The organism is Undibacterium sp. Di24W (assembly GCF_049340325.1).
GTDB lineage: Bacteria > Pseudomonadota > Gammaproteobacteria > Burkholderiales > Burkholderiaceae_D > Undibacterium.
Map to the genome: position 1 here is coordinate 480,187 of NZ_JBMPOP010000004.1, position 23,503 is coordinate 503,689.

The window sequence follows — 23,503 nt, forward strand, 5'->3', positions numbered from 1 at the left end:
TTTAATAATCAATAAATTATACAGTAGGCATCACGTTTACGCCTACTAAGGTAGCTGGATAACAGTTAAATCGCCGCTAAAAAATAATACTCCCGTTAATCTAAACTAACGGGAGCATTATTAAGATAAGGATAGTGATTACTTGATTTTCACTATACCAACCGCATAGTTGAATCTTGCAGCGCTGAGCTAGCCTGCAAGTTTTGATTTACCACCCCAAATTGCGAGCTTGCTAGCAAGGTTTGAGCAGGCATCATCGAAAACGCAGAAAGATTGCCTGTCTTCGCATATTGATAAGCAAGATCACCACCCATCGCTGCTGTGTCACTGCCATTCAAGTAAAACTCCAACAGCGATGCAGACAAAGCCCAACTGGTCAATGACGGATTTGCCGCTCTTGCCTGATCAAACTTCGTCACCAAACCATCAAAATTGAATTGCTCAATTTTTTTGTTATTAAGCTTATTGGTCGATGCCGCGTTGTAGTCTGTCGTGCCTTCAATCACCACTTGCAGATTCGCAATGCTGCGATTATTGACGTTGGCGTACCAGTCTTTCATCGTCACTTGCTCGCTCGCACCTGTGACCAGAATCAAATCATTGCCGGATTTTTTGAATAGCAAATCTGCATACTTGATCCCTTTACCAAGCGACAAAGTATTGTCTTTGCCTGTGCTGGCGTTTATGACATCCATACCGTCGCCACGATTAAAAGCAATAACATCGGTACCCGTGCCAGTCGTGATCGTATCGTTACCCAAGCCACCGGCAATAAAATCATTGCCAACACCCGCCGTGATCGCATCAACTCCAGCGCCACCATCAAAGATATTGTTTCCTGTGGTATCAGTCAGCGTATCGTCGCCAGCAGCACCTTGTAAAATATCGTTGCCTGCAGCACCGTTGAGCACATTATTGCCACTATTCCCCACCAGTAGATTGTCTAAGATATTGCCTGTACCGTTGATAGCTGCCGTGCCAGTCAAAAGTAAGGCTTCTAAATTTGCGATGAGCGTGTAAGTCACAGATGATTTGACCTGATCATTACCCTCATTTGCATTTTCTGTCGCCAAGTCGCCAGCGTTATCGATGATGTAGATATCATTACCAGCACCGCCGGACATCGTATCGGCACCCGCACCACCATCAAGGATATTATTACCGCTATTTCCTATCAAGATATTAGCGAGCGTATTCCCCGTCGCATCAATCGTAGTGTTGCCGGTTAACGTCAGATTTTCGACGTTGCTACCTATCGTGTAGCTGATACTACTTTGAACCAAGTCCGTCCCTTCATTTGCGGCTTCAGTCACAACATCACCTGCATTGTCGACTAGGTAGATATCATTACCTGCGCCGCCGACCATCGTATCGGCACCAATGCCACCATCCAAAGTGTTATTACCCGCATTGCCGTTCAAAACATTAGCGAGTGCATTACCCGTGGCCTTGATATTGGCAGTGCCGGTCAGGCTCAGATTTTCGACATTGCTTGGCAAGGTATAGCTCACCGAGCTATTGATTTGATCCGTTCCCTCATTCGCGTTTTCGGTCACCACATCACCCTCATCATCGACAACATAGATGTCATTGCCCGCGCCGCCCTGTAAGGTATCAGCACCCGCCCCGCCATCAAGCGTATTGATCCCACTATTACCGGTGATATTGTTAGCCAGCGCATTGCCGGTACCATTAATGGCTGCAGTACCTGTCAACACTAAATTTTCCACATTGGCAGCTAAGGTCAAGGTGACGGAAGTTTTGACGGTGTCGTTGCCTTCATTTGCATTTTCGGTGACAACATCGGACGTGGCATCAACGATATAGACGTCATCCCCCAGTCCGCCCAGCATCGTGTCGTTGCCAGCGCCACCATCTAAAGTGTCATTACCCGCGCCGCCAATGAGTCTATCGTTACCCGCTAATCCACTTAAAGTGTCATTGCCTGCACCGCCAGTCAAGGTATCAACGCCACTAGTGCCAGTGAGTGTTAAATTGCCGATATTGACGACCACATCGAACGTGTCAGAGACGCTGAGATTGCCTGCATCTTTGGCGGTAACTTTGACACTGATGGTGCCCGCGCTAGTCGGCGTGCCACTAAACACACGTGTCGTCGCATTGAAACTCAACCATGCTGGCAAAACAGAACCATCTGCTAATGTAGCGCTATAGCTTAAGGTATCACCAGCGTCTGGGTCGGTGAAGCTACTGCTAGGTACCGTATAGCTAAATGCGGTACTTTGAGTAGCAGTCTGATCAGGCAAAGCGACTGCCAAGACGGGCGCACGGTTAGCAGCATTGACGGTCATGGTGAGGTTTTGACCAATGGCAGAACCGTAATTATCCGTGCCCCATAGCGTTAAACTCAATGTACCTAAATTACTCACAGTAGGCGTACCTGAGATCACACGTGTCGCTGCATTAAAACTCAACCAACTTGGCAATGCGGAACCATCGGCCATCTTGAGACTATACGTCACGCTGTCGCCTGCATCCGCATCGACAACGGTGTTAGCAGGCACGGTAAAGCTGTACGCCACATTGACTTTACTGCTTTGATTTGACACCGCAGTTCCCATTGTGGGTGCCTTATTATTTGTGGCACGATCCACCATGGTTTGTATCATGGCTTGATTCCAACTCACCGCATTGGAGAATTCGACTTTATCGATTTTGTAATCAGCGGCTTGTCCGTTAATAGTGGTATTAGCCGCGTAATAGTTACTAACAATCACTTGATCAGTACTGTTCTTTAATTTGAACGCAAGATGATTCCCAGATTTGAATGCCAATACGTCGGTATCAATCACGCCCGTCGCGAAACGCAAGGTATCTGTCGCAGCCAACAGATCGACGTTATCGATGGTGTCTTGGCCATCGCCGCGATTAAAGACGTAGATATCATTGCCACGGCCGCCAGACAGGAAGTCATTGCCAGCTAAGCCTGTTAAGGTGTCATTGCCGACATTACCGATTAGATTATCATCTCCACTTGTGCCGTTGAGGGTTTGATTAGCTGAAGAGACAGCAATATTAAAGACATCATTAACTTCCAAACCAGCGCGATCTTTCGCAAATACTTTTACACTAAGCGTGGATATGGCGGTCGGCGTACCACTAAATGTGCGAGTAACAGCATTAAATTTTAACCATGATGGCAATGCATCACCGCCAGCCAATTCAGCACGATAGGTGAGCGTATCGCCGATATCGGGATCTGTGAATGCAGTCGCCGAAACAGTAAAATTAAAAAGTACACCTTGCGCCGCAGTTTGATCTGGAAGTGGTATTGCAACAATCGGCGATTTATTAACATTTAGTAAGACCTCGGCGCTAATCCGTTCACGATTCCAAATTGTGTTATCGGAAAATTTCACAAACCCAATCGCAAATTCTTGACCATTGCTTGCAACATAAAAATGCTGCTTAACTGTCAGAGAGCTGGTCGAACCTGCGATTGTAATTACCAAATCATCATTAACACGCTTCAACATCACCTCACTAGGCGCAATACCAGTTTCAAGCTGGACGATGTCAGATGTAGTCTCACTACCATACCCCTCAGAAATCACATCCTTCCCTGAATTTCTGCCAAATATAAATGTATCCGCACCTGTTTCTCCTGCAAGGCTGTCATCTCCAGTGCCCCCGTCAATTGTATCGTCTCCCTCACCACCTGCTATATTGTCTTTACCCGGACCACCAAACAAAAGATCATTTCCACCGCGTCCCCAAAGATAATCATTTCCATCCAAACCATCTAGCGAATTGTCATTATCATCGCCATTTAATCTGTCATCACCCGATGTTCCAATAAAGGTTTTGGCAACCACTGCAGCGGGACTCCATACATCGCCATTGGCAAATCTGAACTCTTCTATACCAAAGTATTTTTTAGAACCGGAGGGCGAATTAGCAAAGAAATTAGTAACGACTAGCGTGTCATTTCTACCCTTAAAATTGAAAACAAGATTGTCTTGTGCTCTTGTTACTAGAACGTCGGCTGGCAAAATTGATGCGTCAAATAAAACGATATCAATATCATTAGAGTCCTGGTCGGCCTCTTGTATGACATCATTACCTGACACATATTTATAGATGTCTGATCCTTCACGCCCGAATAACTGGTCATTTCCGGCAAGGCCTTCCAAGACATCGTCAGTCTCATACCCCATTAAATTATCATCACCCGCAGTTCCACGAAGTACCAGATTTTTAATAGTAGCCACATCCCAGGCGCTACCGTCCGCGAACATAATTTTTTCGATATAGTAGGGGTTCGACTCCCAAGTTGAAAAATACTTTTTAACCCGAAGTTGACTATTACTATTTGCGATACTCAAAATAAGATCGTAATTCGAAGGATCTTGTCGAGCAGTAACGTCCGCTGGCACGATTCCAGTACCAAGCATAATCACATCTTCATTTGGCTTATTATCCTTGGCCTCTTCAATTGTATCGTTCCCTGAGTTGCGACCAAATTTGTAGATATCTGAACCTCCACGCCCATTCAGATAGTCATTCCCAAGGCCGCCATCTAAAGTATCAGATCCACTAAAGCCAATCAAACTATCATCCAAATCGCCACCTGTGGTTAACATGGTTTTAATCAGATCAAAATTCCAAATTGTTCCATCACCAAATTGAATTCGATCGATCTCATAGTAAGCGTCACTCGCCAACCCATAGTTAACCGTCAAACTACTAGGTGCTCCATTGATTCTCAACACCAGGTTCTCATTAACCCGACTGAGCTTTACATCCTTCGGTGTAACGTCGTTATCTAACTTAATGGTGTCAATATCAGTGGCGTAGCCGTAGGAAAAATTACGAATCTCATCGTTACCGGAATTTCTTCCGAAAATATAGGTGTCAGAACCCTCCCCCCCCGTCAAACGATCATCGCCGATACCGCCGTCAAGAGTGTCGTTACCTTGATCACCATCAAGGCCATCATCGCCAGCCAATCCACTTAGAATATCATCGCTCAGAGTACCGGTTAAGTTATCATTTCCTTGAGTACCCATACCGATTAATACTTTAACGGCATTAAAATCCCAAGAAGTGCCATCAGCAAACTGCAGTTTTTCTACTAAGAAGTCACTTTGTCCATTTCCAAAAAAATAATTACTGATACGCAAGGTACTATTTGATCCTTTAATTGAAATAATCAGATCATCTTGCCGCACTTGAGGATTATAGTCACGACGCAACACAATATCGCTCGGCACCAAGTCTGCCTCAAAGCGCACCGTATCTAAATCACCTCTAGTTTCTTCTAGCCTGTCTTTACCTGAGTTTCTTCCAAAGATATAAGTATCATTGCCAAGACCGCCATAGAGCTCATCATCCCCCTCCATTCCATTGATGACATCATCACCTCGCAAACCATAAATACGATCAAGCGATGCAGTCCCCATAATCACATCGTTCGCGTCATAGCCATAGATAAATCCTGTTTCGGAACGGATAAGAAGTTGTTGCTTGAGTTTATCTGGACTCCATGAAGTCCCATCCGCGAATCGAATTTGCTCAATCTGGTTATTGTCCAACAAAGAAGAAAAATAGCCTTTAATGAACAATGTATCGGCCGCCCCAGAGATAGACATTTTCAAATCGGAAGAATCTCTGTCACGCGAAATCACAATATCCGATGGCAATATACCAGCGCCCATTTGAACTACATCAACAAACTCAGCAATACCATCTTTGTCGCCATTATCTAGAATTACGTCGTTGCCACTACCCGTTCCAAAATAATAAGTATCCGAACCTTTGTTGCCAGACAATTGATCATTGCCCGTACCACCGTCCAAACTATCGTCCCCTTCAGCGCCATAAACTATATCGTCGCCTGAATTTCCGAATAATTGATCTTTGCCCGCTCCACCCCAAATTTTATCTATCCCGTTTCCTCCGATGATCTGATCGTCGCCCCCCCATCCTTGTAGCTCGTCATCGCCATCTCCTCCGACCAAAGTATCATCGCCATCACCACCATTTATGTAGTCATTTCCAGCGCCTCCCATAAGCAAATCATTTCCATCGAACCCACTAATAAAATCTGTCTCATTGGTGCCAACGAAGATGTCGTTACGAACAGTTCCAGTAGCAAATTTATCATTCATCCCTGCAAATTGCACTGTCCAACTACTTAACTCCTCTTTAAATGAAGAAAGATTTGGTACATTTTTTAATTGATCATTTAAAAAAGTAATCGCGTCCCACCCCTTAGCAGCTAAATTTTTCTCTCCAATCGCGCTAATGAATTCAACTAGATCAATCACGCCCTGCTGTACGTCGCTTGCAATTACTTGCTTAAACTTATCTTCAACTGCGATGAATGCAGTAGGATTTTTTTCGCCTGGTATTACATCTGCATATTTTTTTAATCGCGTGGCAACTAATAACGATTCGTAAATATCTGTTTTAAAACGATCATAGGCCAACGCAATATTCGATATCTGATCAAATGCCAAATTAACTATTACACTACCTGAACTAGCATTCAAGGGCGTTAATCGAGTTTGCCCTGATGCGCCGCCATAGGTAAAACCCATAAAACGCTCAACAACTCCAAGTTTACGTATAAAAGCATCGTATTCAGCTGTGCCCGCCGTCAAACCACCTAGGTTATAAGTTAGCGTTACACCGACTCCTGATAAGGAATCTGCCTGCGCTTTAAGTGATTTTAGTTTTGATGTGTTCGCCCATTTTTCTATAAAACTATCTAGGCGATCTATTTGGGCTTGACGTGTTGTTTGCTGGGTATATCCTTGCACCCAATTAGTTAAATCTGGTGAAAGACTCATCGCCTCTCTAAGATTACGTACTTGACCAGAACCACGTAGTTCAGGCAATACTTTAGCTTCATTACTCAAAGTAATGGGCGTAGTAAAAACACGATAAAAAGTATCTACCAACAGATCAAGGTTAGCCACGTTTGCACTAGTTTCTCCTGTGGTGCCAACTGCGCCGTCCCCACGGATAAAAGTCCCTACGGCGGTTTGCATATTGCCATTCCCCAAATCAATTCGGGCAGCTGCTGAATTAACACCAATGGAAACAATATTATTCGCAGCAAGTGAGCTCAATTCATTCGCTTGACTAATACCATCTTGATTTAAATCACGCCACAACTTGAGGCTACTAAATACGCTATCACTTCCATCAATTCTTCCGTCTCTATTTGCGTCATACTCTTTTAATGCATCAAAGCCATCGGCAGCAAATTGTCCTGTAGCTTTAAGGGTATCGACACCAAATAATTCTCGACCCGAATCAATTATGCCATTGCCATCTCTATCAAATACCAACCAAGCATCGTCTGGTTTAATCCAGCCCGTTCCTGTTTTAATGCCATCTGCATCATGATCAAAAGTGATGACTGTGCCATCACGCATGCTTGTTGTCTCTACACCATCGCCATCTAAATCAAGAACTAAGGGATCACGTCGGACAGGGGCAGTACCGGCCGCACCAGCCCCAGCGCCACCGGTTCCTATACCTCCGGGACTTCCTTTACCACTACTATTGCCACCGGCACCACCGGGAATACTGGAGGGATTGCCATTGGGACTACTCGGATCGTTTGGTTCTGGATCGCTTGGCTCTGGATCACTTGGCTCTGGCTCTGGATAAGGATCCTCCCAATCATCATGAAAATGATCATCTGGATTTTCGTTCTTTGGTATATCTGCCTTAGGAAGCTCTTTAGGAACCTCTGGCAGTTTAGGGTCGCCGTCTGGATCCTTTTGATTTATCGTTTTAGGAATTTCACCCGGGCCATACTCTTTTCTCTCAGTCCTGCCATCTGGGCCAGTGTAGGTAATCACACCACTGCCATCCGCATTGCGTTCCGTCACCCTGTTAGAAGTAATACCAATGCCATCTACACCGTAGGTAGTTTCAATTTTGGTTCCCACGCCGTTATCATAAGAGCCACCCATAGTCCCATCGCTTTTACGATACTCAGTTCGAGTTGTTCCGTTATGCTCTGTTCTCTTCTCATATTTATTTTTTGTATCAATTTCTTTTTTATAAAGTTTGATCGTACCGGGATCGACACTTTCGCGCGTAACACGCCCATCGGCATCGGTACGGTAAATCACACCACTGCCGTCTGGTTTGTACTCAATAAAACTAGTTGAAACGATGCCGACACCGTCAGCTCCGTAAGTTACTTCGTCACGACGACCATTTCTGTCATCCCCCATAACCGTCGTTGTACCATTCGCGTTCGTAAAAGTTTTGCGAATAACACCTTTGCTCAAGTCACCGTTTTCATCTAAATCTTTACCATTCCACTCGGTGCGTACGCCGTCGACGACCTTTACATAGGTCACACTTCCATCCGCATTGCTGGTTTGTGATCCAGTAAACTTATTTCCTGCGGTATAAAATTTATGACTAAACGTATCTTCGTCCGAAACCAATTTCATGTAACTGCCATCGGCATTTCGATGCATGATTTCTTTTTTCTTGGTCACAGAATTTGCAACTTCAACATGGTAAGTACCATCTTTCTTAATTGAAATGAACTGCGTGATAGTCTTATCTTTACTTTCAATTTTAGTTTGCGCATTACCCTCACCATCTGTGAAGGTGGTCTGTACTCTACCGTCAGGATGCGTTATTTTTTGCGAAGTTTTTGCACCGTCATATATTTCTGATCCCTTAGTGCCATCTGGAGACGCCCACGACCTTGCATTCTTATAACCCCAGCTTGTAACGAAATCTGTAGTGATTACGCCATTCTTATCTTTAACGGCAAATTGTTTCGAATTATCTGGCATAAGGGTGGTCGCTGAATATGTTCCATCAGGACGCATATTTATCTCGCCAGAAGTCTTCTTGTTTACATCACGCCAAACAATATTCTTGTTTTCGTCCTTTGAAGTAATTTCGGTCTTCGAATAGCCTTTGCCGTCCTCGAAATAGCTAGTTTTCAATCCATCAACTATTTTTTCATTTCCAGAACTTTTATCTGATTTCGTCCATTTCGAACTTATAAAATTCTGATCTTGGTCAAGGCGAACTTCGCTTGAATTCCCTTTACCATCATCAGAACTTTGGGTAATGTTTTTATACTTATCTACAAATAATTCCTTACTGATTCCAGTAATTGGATCATATTCCCGTTTGGTGTAGCTTCCGTCCCGATTCTTATTTTCAAAATAGATTTCATTATTATTTGCGGAATTATGTAGCAGCCGCACAAAGCTTTTCTTGAGCTAAAAACTTACACTATCCCCATTCAAACATCACTTTTGGGGAAATCAACATGGCAGAATCTCACGTCATATCCGGCTTGGTATCGAAACGCGCCGAAGTCGCCGGACAAATCACCTCGTACCAATCCGAAATTCACCGCTTGCAAAGTGCATTGTCGCATTTAGATGGAACGATTAAATTATTTGCGCCAGAGTTTGATTTACGTACAGTGAAGTCTAAGCGAACTAACGCACGTAATCAATACTTTGAACATGGGGAAGCGCAGCGCATGACGTTGGATGTATTACGTGAAGTTGGCAGACCAATGTGTAGCCGTGAAATTGCTGATGCATTGATGCAGCGCAAGGGCATAAAATCAACGGCGGAATTTGTGGTACGAATTCAAAAAAATATTCTGGCCGTGTTGCACCGCCTAATGGCAAATAACATTGTTAAGACCATTGATGCTCACGGCGAACCTGGTGTGATGCACTGGGAAATTGTCTAGGCGTTCAAGCCGCTAATCGTTCAGCAGTCCGTTTATTCCCCTGCCAGTAACCGCACCAGTCATGGTGCGTTTTTGTTTGTACGCACTTCTCGCAAATATCGTCAAATATGTCACCGTTACTCATGCGCCGTGTATCTTCACGGTAAGCAGCTTCATTGGCATAATTTGCCAGATACAAATTGCCGAACTTATGCGTCTGGCCGTATTGCATGCGACGGAAACGTGAGAAATACGATTCTGCTAAATTGTTTGTGATACCAGCATCGCTACGATATTCAATCGCATGATTCACACGGCGCGTATCAAATTTGGCGTGCAGGCCATCATAAGCGTTAGATTCATCTGCGCAAATGACAGAACCCTTCTGTACATACAGTTCAGCCAGTTTGCCCACGTCGGCTTGATTCTCCGCTTTAATCACGAACGAGATTGTTTTGTTTGCGCCCTGAATAGCATCACCCACAATATTAATTTTTTGGCGCATGACCAGCACGCAGCGTTTGGCAGGATTTTGATGCTCAGCTAAACGGCGGTCAACCCGATCCTCCTTTTTATTCTTAGGGCGAATATGCCCGTTGACGTAAGCACCATCCACATGCACTTCACCGGACAGCGGCGACATGTCGCGGCGCTCCATCAGGGACTCCCTGATTTTATGGCACAGGACAAACGCGGTTTTGTACTGCAGATCCAAATCCCGTCCCATTTGCAAGGCAGAAATGCCCTTTGCGGCATTGGTGTAGATAGCAATCGCTGCCAGGTACATTTTAAGAGGCAGTTTGTGAAACGCGAAGATCGTGCCAGAGGTCACGCTAAACGTGTGATGACAGTCTTTGCAGCGCCACTGGCTGCGCGTGGCAATGAAATAGTGCTCGTGCACCACGCCACACATTGGGCAGGTCACTGCCTTGCTATTGCCCCAACGTACTTTCTTGAATAGCTTAAATGCTTGTTCGTCATTCATTTCAAACACACGGCGCAAAGACAGAGTACGGGCTTTGGCTGAGAGTAGGAAGTGCTGTGTCATTACCTTCTCCATTAATCTACGTTTATGTGGAAATTATACCTTATTCGTGGAAGTGTGCAAGAACAATTTGTAGATTTATCCATCTATATGTAGAATGTTCCACATTGTTATAGAGCGCTAGGAGGTATGCGATGCAGCACGATCAATGGAACCAGATTGCCACCAATTTGCTGAAGTCAGAAATGGCCCGATCGGGTGTCGGCTACGAAGAATTGATACGTCGATTAAATGAGATCGATGTAGAAGAGAGTTATAAAGGCATTGCCAATAAAATCAACCGTGGCGCTTTCAGCTTTGCTTTTTTTATGCAATGCATGAAAGCGCTGGGCCGCGAGGTAATTCGTTTGGAGAACAACTAATGTATACGGTCGAAAAAATCAATCAATCAATCACCCAATCACCCAGCCAGCCAGCCAGCCAGCCAGCCAGCCAGCCAGCCAGCCAGCCAGCCAGCCAGCCAGCCAGCCAAAAGATCGGCGATGAATTAAATGGTTCCCTATCTGAATCAAATAATTCCTTACTTGATCGGCTAGATGATTTAACTCACGCCCAACTGAAAGCCCTACTCGCGAAAAAATTAACTGACGCGAAGCTTGGTTTGCATTGGGAACGGAATGAAATTGAATTTGATAGCGCATTGTCCGCAAATTTGGTGATGCCAGATTTGGTTCCTGACGAATGCAACGGCAAAGGCGCATATGACAACCTCATCATCGAAGGAGATAACTTCGATGCGTTACGTTTGCTTCGTACTACGCACGCACACAAAATTCGCGTTATTTACATCGACCCTCCCTATAACACGGGAGAAAAGGACTGGGTATACAACGATCACTACGTAGGCAAAAATGACCGATACCGCCATTCAATGTGGTTGGAATTTTTATTTCAACGTTTGACGTTGGCACGCGACTTATTGACTCCCGACGGTGTAATTTTAGTTTCCATTAACGATGAAAATCGCTCACGTCTAGAACTTCTGATGGATGAAGTTTTTGCCGGTATGCGCAGAGGTTCGATGGTCTGGAAGACGCGCTCAGGAACAAACCTGAGCAATGATGTTCGCCTATCCAATGATCATGAACACATTCTTGTTTACGGGAGAGAAGGCTTTTCGTTTCGTGGGGAAGACAAAGATTTTTCCCAATATAAGAATCCAGATAATGATCCACGGGGCAGGTGGAAAACAGGTGATCTGACGCTCGGTTTCACTTGGGCACAAAGGCGAAATCTCTACTACCCGATTCAAAATTCGAATACTGGAGTCTGGTATCCATGTAATCCAAGCCGTGTATGGGCATTTGCGTCGGAAAAAATCGTCGAAGATGTCTCTACGCTCCGAAAACAATCGATGGAGCAATATATCCGTGAGGAAAAAATTCTGTTTCCCGATCCAGCCAGCGAGCGTGTTCAGATATGGAACACAATGGAGGAACTACTTGCTGCAATAGATAGCGGCGACGTTCCGATTAGACCCAAAACAAAAACACCGATTTTGTCAAAGGATCTCCCTGGGCTTGAATTTTGGGTAGGCAAACCTGTCGGCTTCGGCAGACCGTGGTTTAAGCGGCATCTGCGTGACCTTCAAAGCGAGGTAAGAGCGGTATCAAGTTGGATCAAGGGCGCAAGCGATGACGCTGATGATGACGATTTCGTCGTTGCGTTGAATGCGCAGCGTAGCGGCACTGGCGAACATTCAGTCAACGAAATACTTGGCTTCCAAGCGTTTGCATATCCTAAACCACCAAGCCTCATGCTGAATTTATTAAGACAAGCCACGAATCCTGGCGACACAGTTCTTGATTTTTTTGCTGGTTCTGGCACTACAGCCCACGCGGTGCTTGCACTAAATGCAGAAAATCTAAATGAAATCCCACGGAAATTCATTATGGTATCCAGTCGTGAGGCTACAGCCAAAGAGCCAGCAAGGAATGTCTGTTTGGACATATGTGCCGAAAGAATTCGGCGTGTTTCTGAAGGGTATGGAACCACAAAAGGATTTGGCGGCGATTTTGCCTATTTGCGGTTGAATAAAATCAATCATGCCGATGCATTTTACGATCTTAAACCGGAAACAGCGTGGCACGCCATTTGCCTGAAATATGTCGGACGCATCTTGCCATTTTTGAATGTGCCAGTAGCGACAATCGCAGCGAGCAGCGATTCAGCTATTCTATTTTGCTTCAGTGTAGACGATGAGGCTTTGAGGCAATTGGCATCACATCCAGCCTACAAATTACGGGTCTACTCCGATCGTCCTGATAGCGTAGCAAGTTATCTTCTTGAATCTGGAAAATTGGTGGATAGCTCTTCATGGATGTCAGAAGCAATCAAGGGGCAAGGCGCATGAGCGAATCATTTGATTTCAATAAACCGGCAATCCCATTGATGGAACCGGAGGAATTCCAACGCAGAATCATCGGCGCGATGACGCAACACCTAACGCACCAACCTTCACCAGCCTTGTTGGTCGCGCCAACTGGTGCGGGAAAAACGTTTATGCTAAGCCAGGTGCTTGCGAAGGTGTGTTCTGAACGACCTACACTTTGGTTCTGGTTTACACCATATGCAAATTTGGTAGGGCAAACCGTGTTGGCGCTTGATTGGATCAAGGAATTGAGGCTTTACGCCATGTCTACTGAGCGGCAGCGTGACCACTCCAATGGCGACGTGTTGATTGCGAATGCCCAACAGGTTTCCAGCAAGTCGGCAGACAGGCAAGTATTGAAGCAGGTCGATGATTTTTCGATTTCGGTACAGGGTATTGTCGCCCGCGCCCGTGCCAACAAGCTTAAGATTGGTGTCGTCGTCGATGAGGCGCATATCGGCCTTTCGTCCGAAACGGAATTTGGTAAATTTGTGAAGCGCCTCAAACCGGATTCTCTCGTTATGGCGACTGCAACCCCGAACGACGTAAAGCTAAATCAGTTTCTTGCTGCGTCTGGCTTTGGCGAGAATAAGACTTTCTCAGTAAGTCGGCAGGAGGCAGTTGATGCCTTACTCAACAAAGAATTCATCGCTGCATATGTTTACCGCGTCTCAGATGAATGGAAAAGTCTTGTTGATTTGCAGCGCACGGTGCTGCGGCAAGCATGGAAGAAGCATTGTGCACTCAAAAATCTGTTAGTTGAACGAGGGATACAAACGGTGCCTTTGCTGTTGGTGCAAGTAGGGAATGGAGAAAATACAACGCGGGAAGCATTCGAATTCTTGACCCGCGAATGTGGGGTGCACCCTGAACTCATCGGGGAGCATACCGCTCAAGCGCCAGACCCAGAGTTGATGAATACGATTGCTCATGACACTAGCAAGGAAGTGCTAATTTTCAAGGAAGCTGCTGGAACCGGATTTGATGCGCCCAGGGCTTTTGTCTTAGCGTCAACCAAACCTGTCACGGATAAAGATTACGCTCTGCAATTCGTCGGGCGCGTCATGCGTGTCGATCAAAGAGTACGGGAAATTACTCGCACACTTGAAAAGCAAGGAAAGCGGCTTAGCGACGATCTCCGTACGGCATATATTTATCTGGCGAACGCGGCAGCACAGAACGGCTATCAGAAGGCAGTGACAGTATTGCAGGGCATTAAGTCAAGCCTTGAAGGTGAAACAGAAAGACTCAAAAGGATCAAGACGCGCAACGGCGGACCGGATATTTTCACCAACCGTCCGACTCCACAATCTTCAATGTTGCCGGAAGTAGATTGGGATACCACGCACGGAAGCAAGGCAGAAACTGTCGCCAATAGCACAGTGGATAACGCCGAGGCTCAATCGGTTGGTTCGAATGAAGTACATCCTTCTGCAAAAATTGAAGCACAAGCTGGTAGAACGACTTTCGTTGAGGAAGGACAAGGACTTTTGTTTGATGGTGACATTCAGCCGGATTGGGACGACGAGGAAACTTATGTTCCGCCGCGCTTACTCAAAATTCCAGCGAAGAATCGCGACGATCTGCGAGCCGCATTCAATGAAATCAGATTAAGTTTGTACCCACGCAATGATGGCTTGCCGCATTTCGCGCCTCACTTGCTAACCGAATTGCGACCGAGCGTCGTAGATTTAGCGAAAGTGGTTAAAAGGATTGCTCAGCGGCTGGAATACTCGGTAGCGGATTTGAACAACGCCTTGGCAGCAGCAACCGGCCATACTCAAGCGATCGAACAGCGTACCGAGCTAGTTACTCGGCAACGCGCTCCAGATACAAAGATTGTTGCTTTGATTCGGCGCGAGGAATTACACCGACAAGCAAAATTGGTGTTGCTCTCTACCGCTCAATTTGAGGATGCTGATGTTCGGCAATTCGTACAGATTTTGACAAGTCGGATTCAGGTTGATGCCGAATCTAATGGCATAGCTGTCATGATCGATGAAAGTGAGCGCGATCGCATCTATCGAGATATGGCGCACGACTTGGTTCGCATGAAGGCCGATGATGTCGTCGCACTGTACCATGACGCAATATCTCAGGTTGTGACCAGCCGCGAAACTAAAAGCCCCTTGCCGGACTACATGGCGTTTCCATCCGACTTGCCGCTACTGCCATCTGCAAAAAACAGTTACGGTGTTCTCCCGCCGCGCCGAAATGAAGATATGCCTCAAGTAGAATCATTTTTGGTAAAGGAGGAGCGCCAATTCTTGAAACATCGCCAATATCATCTACGCGACGAAAGTACAATTTGGGTGGACGGATATAACGGCACTCACGCGATGTACGAAAGTGAAAATGAATTCGCCAAACAATTAGACGAAGCCGAATTCGTTCTTTGGTGGCATAGAAATCCTGATAGGGCCGATTATGGCGTTGCCGTGGTGCGCCCAGATAGCCATCTCAATTTTTGGCCAGATTTTATTTTGTGCGTTCGATATTATTCTGAAGCGGAGCCAACAATCCGGCTGGCCGATACCAAACACGATTTAAAGGATGCCTTTAAGAAATCGCGCCGAGAGCACAAAGATTACAAAAAGATTATCTTTTTAACGAAGGACAACTATAACCTTTATATCGTTAATGACAATGGAACTAAGGGGGCCAAGGTTAACAGCGATTTATCGGTACTGAGGGAAACATTGAGGCGAACGGATAATTGATCGAGCAAATTTTGCTTTTCTGCAATAATTGCAAAGTGATACCAATAAACAACCAAAGCTTTTTTTGTCGCGTAACTTTGAAGGAATTGACGTGCTGATCTTCATCGACACCGAATTTACCGATTTTGCGAATGCTGAATTAATCAGCATCGGTTTGGTATCAGAATGTGGTTTACATGAATTCTATGCTGAACTGCCAGTTGATCAAAGTAAGTGCAATGATTTTGTTGTGGCAACTGTTTTGCCGCAACTGGGCAAGGTGCCAGCAGCACATTGTTCAGTCGATGAGTTGCAAAGAAGGCTGAGATTGTGGTTGGAACAATTCTCAGCGAGAGCGCCAGTTATCTGTTTTGATTACGATGGTGACTGGCGTTTGTTTTGTCATGCGATGGGCTATGAAATCCCTTCATGGCTCCGTGGTAAGAATATTTACAAGTATTTGGATCAAATTGCGTTACAGATGTACTTTATTGACAATCGCATCAAAGATCATCACGCATTAAATGATGCTAAAGCCAATTGCCATGCGTTTGATCGCAAAAAAATCGAACCGAACGAAATGCTGTTTTAGAGGATCACCCTAGAAGACATGCATTCTCTGAAAAAGCTTTGTGCGGCTGCTACATAATTCCGATTATTTGAGTCAACTCTCTGAATCGTCTCTGATTTAAAAGCGTCTATGGACAAAACTTCTTTTGACTTGTCCGCATTTATTTTCGTCAGAGCACGCGACCCAGAATCCGGATTTACAACTAATTCCGAACTAGAATGATCGGGGTTTACAATTAATTCACGAGTCAAAATATCATTCTTTGTAAACGCTTTTTCCGTCGATATTCCAGTATTTTTATCGAGGTGAAATGAGCCATGTGAAGAATCAAGTTTGTTTACCCATTCGACATCAGTCTTAACACCATTCTCATCAATTCTCGTCGTTGATTCGCGCTGAGCATTTGAAAAATCTACAATACTAGGCCCACCTTCTTGACTCGTTACAACTACTTTATCAATCAAGCTACCGTCTACTTTTGAAATGTGTTCAGTAGTCTTGATTGAAACTTTATTTGCATCAGTTGATCCCGTTTTAACGACTTCGCGGATGACCTCGCCATCCCGAGTTACCACATCGGATGCATTAGTTCGTTCTAACATTTGACCTTCGCCAGCAGCTTTACCAGACCAAAGATAGGTGGTTACATCATCTGAATTAATGTTTCTCTCACCGACAATAGTGCCACGCGAATCTGGCACGCTCCATTTAAAATCAATACCATCAGGCTGCTGCCCTGTTTGCAATTCTTTTGTAATAAGCCCACTTGAGTACTGTGTAAGCTTCCAATCGCCTTCAATTCGAACGATGGGTAACTCGCCTGTTTCCTTAGCTAATAGATTCTTAACTGCGACCGTAGCTTGGTAACCAACATAGATACCCGCCCCAATAGCAACTCCCGCAGCGATTGCCAAAGTAACAGGATTAACGATAGCTAGACCTGAAATAAACCCCAAACCCAAGGCTACCACTGCATCACCCACTGCTATTCCGACTAATAACTCAACGCTGCCATTTGCCAGTATTTTCTCTGCGCGGACATTATCTCCTTGGTCAATAGCCACTTTCACCTCATGACCTAGCATGCCAATTCCAACAGCAAGCCCAAGTCCCCTCACTCCGAGCTCTTTCCAACTGGTTTTAGAGACATATCGAATATCGTCGATAGGAAGCGCTTTGGCAGCATTTGCTGCATCCACAATATCGTTTCGACCTTGTTCAAGCGCACGAGCTAACTTTGGCTCAGAACTAAGCACATCTTTTTTTAAAGTGTCATCAATCAGATTCTCAAGTTTTATGCCGATGGTCGGAGTGCGATTTACTTCTATCCCTGTTCCATCAAAGAACTCACCTGCTGAAACACCAGTTACTTTCATTTTTTGAACACCATTGGTGCCAATATTTGGACTACCGTCTGCATTAAAAAGAGGCTGAGTTTCCAGCCTCATATTTCTCATCAAGGCCTGTGATGACCACGCAACGGCATTATTTACGCGAGTCAATCCTGTTGTTGGATTCGAGTCTAAAATCGTCTGAAATATTGATTTCGGAATGCCATTAATATGCGTAACTTTTGTATTATCCAGCAACGCTGGTAGCTCATCGATTGCCAGAATTCGCGAAGGGTTAGAGAATGGTGCCAGTACACGCACATCACCAGCGGCAGAACTCGCAAATCGCACGGAACCTTCGGCCCACAACCCTGTTTTTGATGCATTAAAGAACTTATTCGCTGGGTGATTTTCCTGAGCAATATCATTTAGCGTGTCAATACTGACCGGATTCGACGGTGTACTAAACGCCTGAGCGACAGCTTTTTGAAATTGCTCATTATCAAGGAATTTATATAGTTCAGTTTGCGAAATCGCGCGGACGGCTGTTTTTTGTTCGACCAGACCGCTGACAATTCCACCACCATTAATTGCACCAGCTACATTGCCACTATATAAAACAGTTACCTTATTGAGATTCGATATCTCGACATGGACACGATTCGCTAGTGCTCTTAATTGTTCCGGTGTTACATAGTCTCCTGGATTTTTCTTTATTAAATCAAGCGCATCGGCGGCTGTTAAGTTTGACATTTTTCGTACCCCTTAAAAATCAAATTCAACAACATAAGAATCAAACGGCGAGGATATGCCTTCAGATTTATATAAAGTTAATGCCTCCTTCAAATCTGCGTAAAATTCGTCTACATAGGGTCTTAAATTCTCAGGCAAGGGATCGCCTCCGCCATAAGCCCATTTCACTTTCACGTCTCTTGGCGTGATGTGCTCCAACCGACAATCAAAACAAATCGCTAGTAAAACTCCGCGCCAGAAACAGTGAAACTCCATTACGTAAGGATCATCACGCCGCCTTCCCCCTAATTTTCTAAAATACATGTTCCGTTCACGATCTATCAGCCACTCATTTGACTGTACACTGTTATAAGTAAATGGATTTTTGTCCGTCAATTGATATTTTTCGTGATCCGATGATGAAATTTCTTCTAATACGAATGTCATTTTATGTTTCCTTAAAAATTAAAATAGTTACTGTTTTCTGAAAATTTTTTCGTTTTTTCGTTTTAGCTAAATAAATGTAAACATGAGATGTTGCAATCGTTTTGAATAAGATTCAGACGACTGCCGAAATGCCGGCATGAATGCTCTTTGTCAGATCGACTAACTGCTTTAGTTTTAAGAATCTCTCGCTTTAAGTCAACAAGCGAATGTTCTGTTCACCATTTAACTAAGTAAACCTATCTAGCAAGTTTCATCAAATAGTTATTCTGATTCACACGCCCACGAAATACAACGCCATCGCCACTTGATTGGCGCGTCTCACAGCGTTCATTTTTATAAACTGCTGTATCGACAGTACATTCGACCTCAAGCTTTGGGCAGGCTTGACGAATACTGACGAGCAAGCCGCCAATTTTTTTTGAATCGTCTTGAGGATCGATACTAGGATCCATTTTCAGCGCTAGAATTTTCTTTGCGAAACCTATGCAACTCGCAGAAGCAACATCGGATGGTTCGATCTTTTCGTCCACAGGCTTTTTTTTCTTCTCCGCTTCTTGCGGCGGCTTCGGCGCTTTTAGCTCTTGCCCCTCTTTTACGTTCATCTGCATAGACTGACTGGTCTGCGGTGCAACGGTTTTATCTCCGTAGTGAACCTTACCATCCTTATCGACCCATTTTTGGATCTGATAGGCATCGGCACCCGACAAGCAAATCATTGATATCGTCACTACACTTACTGCTAGTTGGTAGATTTTCATATTTCTCCTCTTTGATTTTCAGTTAATTTTTTTGATGTGTGCGTGAACTACCTCTCCCGTCCCGCCTCATTCACTGCCTTCTGCACAGGCGACAATAAATACGCCAACACGCTACGCCTACCCTGATTAATCTCCGCCACAATTTGCATCCCTGCATTGAGCTGATGCGTCTTTCCTTGTGCATCCACTAGACTCTGTTGATCCAACTGAATACGCGCTTTGTATGTCGCTATCGTGCTGGCATTGTTTTCATTCGTCCCTGCGGCATTGGGATTGTTGCCCGTCGCGTTTGGTTTATTGACTTCGGTGGCATCGGCACTCAGATGTGTCAGCTTGCCGCTTAACATGCCAAAACGTTGGAACGGATAAGTAGCGACTTTGATTTGGACTTTTTGTCCGACTTCGACAAAGCCGACGTCTTCGTTTTTGATACTGACATCGGCATAGAGTTGTTCGTCTTTCGGTACTAGGGTCATGACGACAGTGCCAGGCTGTACCACTGCACCGATCGTGGTGGTGGCGATGTCTTTGATGGTGCCGTCTTGGGGGGCTTTGAGTTCCATTAAGCCTTGTTTGTACTTACTTTTATCCAAAGTAGGTTGAAGTTGTCCAATTTTTTGTTGGAGGTCGGCTAGTTCTTTTTGTAGTTCGGATTGATAGTTGCTTTTGAGTTGGGTTAGGCGTTTTTGTTGGGCGCTGATGGTAGCGTTGAGTGCGGCTACCGTCGCTTGTTGAGCGTCGAGGTTCTTTTGCGTTTCGATGGCGGCGCGCTGTTTTTCTGCGCTCAGTGAGTTAGCGACAATGCCCTCTTTTTCTAGCTCGGCATAGGTGTCGGCAGTCTTTTTGTGAGACGGTAAGGTTTGTTCGTATTTGCTTAAAATTTCTAGTGCGCTTTTGCGTTCGTGTTCGGCTTTTTGGAGTAAGGATAATTCTTGATCTAAGCTGTCACGTAGGTTTTTTCTGTGGGCTAGATATTGGCTATGGATTTGGCTAAAGAGTGTGTTGTCGTCGTCCGCTTTGCTCTTCATCGGTACATCGTTGAGTTCGGCTTGTATTCTGCGTACTTGCATCTGTTGAGTGTGCAGGTCGTTGCTGATGCTGCTTTGATCAGCATTAGCTAAAGTGGTGTCTAAGCGTGCGATGACCTGCCCTGCTTTGACAGTGTCACCTTCTCTGACCAGCAGTTCTTTGATGATGCCAGATTCAGCAGGTTGCACGATTTTGACCAGCGTTTGCGGGACCAATTTACCTTCGCTGCTAGCGATGATGTCGAGCCTGCCGAAGGCTGCCCAGATAATGAGGATGAAGACCAGAATCGATACTGCCCATAGGACGATGCGGCCTGTTTGGCTGGGTGGATTGTTTTGGATAAGTTGTAGCGGGTCGTGCCAGCGCGTGGGTGGGCGTAGTTGGATGACTTGGGCGCTTGGTGTTGCTTGTGTTTCTGGCGCTGCGTTGTTTATGTTTGCTTGGTTCATTTTTTTGCTTTGTTTTGTTCTGCTTTGCTTTGCTTTGTTTTAGCGATGGCTTTGACGACGCAGTGATTAAGTATTAGTGCCTACCGCTGGCGCTAATGCGACGCGTTGTGCACCTTGAGCACCCAATCGATACACCGCATCAACATGCAAGCCTTTAGGCAAGCCGTGGGTAATGAAGAGCATGGTGACCTTTCCACGTAGGCTATTAATGGTTTGGGCGAAGTGTTCTGCTGTGTTAGTGTCCAAAGCGCTAGTGGCTTCATCGAAGACCAAAATACTAGGACGCTTGAGCAAGGCTCGGGCGATGGCAATGCGTTGTTTTTGTCCGCCAGAGAGACCAGCTCCGCGTTCGCCGATTTCGGTTTGATAGCCTTTGGGGAGCGCTTCTATGGTTTGGTGGATCTCAGCCATTTTGCATGCTGCTGCGATTTGCTCGAAGCTGGCGTCTGGGCTGGCCATTTGTAGATTGTCGTAGATGGTGCCGGAGAATAAGGTCGTCTCTTGGGGCACCACGCCAAAGTGGGCGCGTAACTCGTTGGCGGATAAATAACGGATATCGACACCATCGACCAAGATGCGTCCAGCATTGGGTTGGTAGAAGCCTTGCAGTAGTTTGGCGAGCGTGCTTTTGCCACAGCCTGATGGCCCCATGATGCCTATGGTTTGGCCTGGCTCTACCGTCAAGCTGAGGTTGTCGTACACCAGCGGTAATTCTTCCGCATATTTAAAGGCGATTTGTTCAATCTGCACTTTGCCAATTTTTTTACCATCACGGCTTGGTACCATGGAATACGGCTCTGTCGGCGCGTTCATCAAATCACCTAAGCGATCCACCGATAAACTTGCTTGCTGAAATTGCTGCCATAAGCCGACTAAACGCAACATCGGTTGTGACAATCGCCCTGAGAACATTTGAAAAGCGACCAGCATCCCTATCGTAAACTCAGTGCTGTGCATGACGGTGTAGGCACCTATTGCGAGGATGAGCAGGGTCATGATTTGCTCTAGCAGATTGGAGACGGTGTTATAGGTATTGGCGAGTTGTTTGGTATCGAAACCAGCTTGCAAATAGCTGGCTAAATAGCCGCTATACTTGCTATTGAGTTGCGGCTCTAGTTGTAATGATTTGACGGTTTCTAGACCGACGATGTATTCAGTCATGAAGGCTTGATTGCGGGCACCGAGTTGAAATTGTTGTTGCAACTTAGCTTGAAACATAGGCGCGACGATAGCACTCAAGGCCACAATCACAGTGAGTATGGCTAATACGATCAAAGTCAAGGTCACGCTGTAATAGAACATGATCGCGACAAAGATCAATAAGAATGGCAGATCGAGAATAACCGTTACGGCAGCACTGGCGATGAATTCTCGTATGGTTTCTACGCCATGCATACGAGCCGAGATCACACCAGTGGAACGGTGCTGAAAGTACAGCGGAGGTAACTTAAAGAGGCGTTCAAATACCGCAGAACCCAAGACCGCATCGACCCGATTGCCGGTGTGCAGGACTAAATATTGTCGCAGCCACGATAAGCCTGCGGAAAAGATCATAAAAACCAACATGCCGATGGCGATCACGATCAGCGTGCTTTGAGTGCGATGCACGACGACTTTATCAATAATGGCTTGGGTAAATAGCGGCGTCGCCAGAGCGATTAGCTGTATCACCAAGGAGGCCAGCAAGATTTCTTGCCAGAGTTTTTTATGCTTTAAAAGTTCAGGGACGAACCAGCTAAAGCCAAAGCGTCGAGCTTGACGTTCTTGTTCTGCACTATCGGCGTCGATGCCGGGATCAATCTTGGGTGTGACTCGGGTGATTTGACCTGTGTAGCGCTGTTGGAATTGCTCTAGCGCAATAGTTTGCGGTGCGTTGTCGGTTTGCTCGACGACCAATACGTTATGTTCATCGGCTTGTAGAATGAGTGCGGGCGACACGAGGGTTGCTTGACCATCGACGCTCGTTTCAGAATTGCGATTGCGACACCAAGCAATCAACGGGAACGATTGCTTATGGAGTTTCTTCGCGGAACATTTTTGAGGTACTGACAGCAAACCTGCCTCATCTAGGGCACTTTGCAGAGCATGATTGCTATAGGGAGCAGCGCATTGTTGTTGTGCGAGTTCTATTGAGAAGGGCTTGCGGTGTAAGGCACAGAGGCCTTGTAATACCCAAAAGAAGGAGGTCTGACTTAGTTCTTGATGATTCATTGTTTTTGCGCCTGTTACAACTAATTACATTCAGGCGAATGACATTATAGCAAAGTCATTTTATTATCAATAGAAATCGTTCATTATTTGTATATATTTTTTTAAAACATTAACAAAAATAAAAAAGCCCTTGACTAATCAAGGGCTTTTTAAATTC

General features: G+C 45.3%; 12 protein-coding genes. 5 read left to right on the forward strand and 7 right to left on the reverse strand.

What is annotated here, in order from left to right:
• Positions 1-152 precede the first annotated feature (152 nt).
• On the reverse strand, positions 153-8,798 hold the full coding sequence (locus tag ACO0KZ_RS11320; protein ID WP_422995251.1) for a calcium-binding protein: 8,646 nt from the start codon (positions 8,796-8,798) through the stop codon (positions 153-155).
• Positions 8,799-9,286: 488 nt separating this feature from the next.
• Here ACO0KZ_RS11320 and ACO0KZ_RS11325 point away from each other — a divergent pair, with 488 nt between their 5' ends.
• On the forward strand, positions 9,287-9,724 hold the full coding sequence (locus ACO0KZ_RS11325; RefSeq protein ID WP_422995252.1) for a hypothetical protein: 438 nt from the start codon (positions 9,287-9,289) through the stop codon (positions 9,722-9,724).
• Positions 9,725-9,728: 4 nt separating this feature from the next.
• Here the strand turns inward: ACO0KZ_RS11325 and ACO0KZ_RS11330 are convergent, their stop codons facing one another.
• Positions 9,729-10,751 (reverse strand): IS1595 family transposase, encoded by a 1,023-nt coding sequence (locus tag ACO0KZ_RS11330; RefSeq protein ID WP_422995253.1) that lies wholly within the window; start codon positions 10,749-10,751, stop codon positions 9,729-9,731.
• Positions 10,752-10,882: 131 nt separating this feature from the next.
• Between ACO0KZ_RS11330 and ACO0KZ_RS11335 the strand changes: the two genes are divergently transcribed.
• From ACO0KZ_RS11335 to ACO0KZ_RS11350, 4 genes are all read left to right on the forward strand, one after another.
• Positions 10,883-11,110, forward strand: coding sequence for a DUF6471 domain-containing protein (locus ACO0KZ_RS11335; protein WP_354332239.1), 228 nt, complete (start codon positions 10,883-10,885; stop codon positions 11,108-11,110).
• Positions 11,110-13,101, forward strand: a complete 1,992-nt coding sequence (locus ACO0KZ_RS11340) for a DNA methyltransferase (RefSeq protein ID WP_422995254.1) — start codon at positions 11,110-11,112, stop codon at positions 13,099-13,101. The genes ACO0KZ_RS11335 and ACO0KZ_RS11340 overlap by 1 nt, the downstream gene beginning before the upstream one ends.
• Positions 13,098-15,839, forward strand: coding sequence for a DEAD/DEAH box helicase (locus ACO0KZ_RS11345; RefSeq protein ID WP_422995255.1), 2,742 nt, complete (start codon positions 13,098-13,100; stop codon positions 15,837-15,839). The genes ACO0KZ_RS11340 and ACO0KZ_RS11345 overlap by 4 nt, the downstream gene beginning before the upstream one ends.
• Positions 15,840-15,930: 91 nt before the next feature.
• Complete coding sequence (locus tag ACO0KZ_RS11350) at positions 15,931-16,410, forward strand: hypothetical protein (RefSeq protein WP_422995256.1); 480 nt, start codon at positions 15,931-15,933, stop codon at positions 16,408-16,410.
• Here the strand turns inward: ACO0KZ_RS11350 and ACO0KZ_RS11355 are convergent.
• The 5 genes from ACO0KZ_RS11355 to ACO0KZ_RS11375 form a co-directional block, all read right to left on the reverse strand.
• Positions 16,407-18,473, reverse strand: coding sequence for a hypothetical protein (locus ACO0KZ_RS11355; RefSeq protein WP_422995257.1), 2,067 nt, complete (start codon positions 18,471-18,473; stop codon positions 16,407-16,409). The two genes, ACO0KZ_RS11350 and ACO0KZ_RS11355, sit on opposite strands and share 4 nt — an antisense overlap.
• Before the next feature lie 12 nt (positions 18,474-18,485).
• A complete protein-coding gene (locus tag ACO0KZ_RS11360) occupies positions 18,486-18,899 on the reverse strand; it encodes a hypothetical protein (protein ID WP_422995258.1) in 414 nt (137 codons plus the stop codon).
• 236 nt (positions 18,900-19,135) lie between these two features.
• The gene (locus tag ACO0KZ_RS11365) at positions 19,136-19,657 is read right to left on the reverse strand and encodes a DUF4124 domain-containing protein (protein WP_422995259.1); all 522 of its coding nucleotides are present in this window, start codon (positions 19,655-19,657) and stop codon (positions 19,136-19,138) included.
• A gap of 47 nt (positions 19,658-19,704) precedes the next feature.
• Positions 19,705-21,135: an HlyD family type I secretion periplasmic adaptor subunit gene (locus ACO0KZ_RS11370; RefSeq protein ID WP_422995260.1), complete on the reverse strand. Its 1,431-nt coding sequence runs from the start codon at positions 21,133-21,135 to the stop codon at positions 19,705-19,707.
• A 66-nt stretch (positions 21,136-21,201) separates the two neighbouring features.
• Positions 21,202-23,346 carry a peptidase domain-containing ABC transporter gene (locus ACO0KZ_RS11375; RefSeq protein ID WP_422995261.1) on the reverse strand — a complete coding sequence of 715 codons (2,145 nt, stop codon included), beginning with the start codon at positions 23,344-23,346 and terminating at the stop codon, positions 21,202-21,204.
• Positions 23,347-23,503 lie beyond the last annotated feature (157 nt).